Here is a 1,395-nt window from a genome sequence, read left to right on the forward strand (position 1 = left end):
TTCGAACTTCAAATTTTTTGGGTTTCCAAGTTGTTAAAGAGCAGAGTTTCATCTTCCAGAGGAAGAAAAAGCTCAAGCGTAAGTAGTTGATTACTTAAGTTTGAGCTCTCATTACGAAAGATTTTTTCGAAGTGCTAGGCGCAAGAACAGGAGTTTACATTCAGTAAATGACTGTTCGCAGCAACGACGCAATTCGGAAAAATGGTGGAGCTATGCGGGATCGAACCGCAGACCTCTTGAATGCAAATCAAGCGCTCTCCCAGCTGAGCTATAGCCCCATCTATTTGCTGCTGCTTTGCTTCCTATTCGTCGCCTTGACTCCTCACTCATTCAGTTACATACCTGATGTATGCGCCTTCACTCGTTCGTCAGTCGGCTCGACTAGAAACCAAATCATTGCAACTAGCGGTTTACGCCGCCTAAACGTTTTTTTGCTAAAACGTTGCATTCTTTTCTTAATCGAGGAGTGTTAAGAGGAAGCGTATTCAAATAGGCGACGACTAACACGACAACGAGTAAGGAAAGAATTGGTAGGCTTGGGCAGACTTGAACTGCCGACCTCACCCTTATCAGGGGTGCGCTCTAACCAGCTGAGCTACAAGCCTATTCTTGCTCGGCTTGCCGCTGGCTAAGCCAACAACAAACACGCATCGCTTAAATCGCTCTAAGCGCGCGACTGCCGTTTCAGCATTTCTTTCGCTCTATCTCACAAGACAATCTGTGTGAACACTCAGCAGCTCGCTGAGCTTAGGTAAGGAGGTGATCCAGCCCCAGGTTCCCCTAGGGCTACCTTGTTACGACTTCACCCCAGTCATGAATCACTCCGTGGTGATCGTCCCCCCGAAGGTTAGACTAACCACTTCTGGAGCAACCCACTCCCATGGTGTGACGGGCGGTGTGTACAAGGCCCGGGAACGTATTCACCGCAGCATTCTGATCTGCGATTACTAGCGATTCCGACTTCATGGAGTCGAGTTGCAGACTCCAATCCGGACTACGACAAGCTTTAAGTGATTCGCTAACTCTCGCGAGCTCGCAGCACTCTGTACCTGCCATTGTAGCACGTGTGTAGCCCATCCCGTAAGGGCCATGATGACTTGACGTCGTCCCCACCTTCCTCCGGTTTATCACCGGCAGTCTCCTTAAAGTTCCCACCCGAAGTGCTGGCAAATAAGGACAAGGGTTGCGCTCGTTGCGGGACTTAACCCAACATTTCACAACACGAGCTGACGACAGCCATGCAGCACCTGTCTCAGAGCTCCCGAAGGCACTAATCTATCTCTAGAAAATTCTCTGGATGTCAAGGGATGGTAAGGTTCTTCGCGTTGCATCGAATTAAACCACATGCTCCACCGCTTGTGCGGGCCCCCGTCAATTCATTTGAGTTTTAACCTT

The 1,395-nt window shown here is 49.4% G+C and carries 2 tRNA genes and 1 rRNA gene; all 3 read right to left on the reverse strand.

What is annotated here, in order from left to right:
• Positions 1-202 precede the first annotated feature (202 nt).
• A tRNA-Ala gene (locus CBE68_RS18580) sits at positions 203-278 on the reverse strand.
• A gap of 250 nt (positions 279-528) precedes the next feature.
• Positions 529-605 (reverse strand) — tRNA-Ile (locus tag CBE68_RS18585).
• A gap of 147 nt (positions 606-752) precedes the next feature.
• Positions 753-1,395: ribosomal RNA gene (locus CBE68_RS18590) — 16S ribosomal RNA — on the reverse strand; the annotation flags it as partial.

It is taken from the genome of Neiella marina (genome assembly GCF_002165625.1).
Taxonomy (GTDB): domain Bacteria; phylum Pseudomonadota; class Gammaproteobacteria; order Enterobacterales; family Neiellaceae; genus Neiella; species Neiella marina.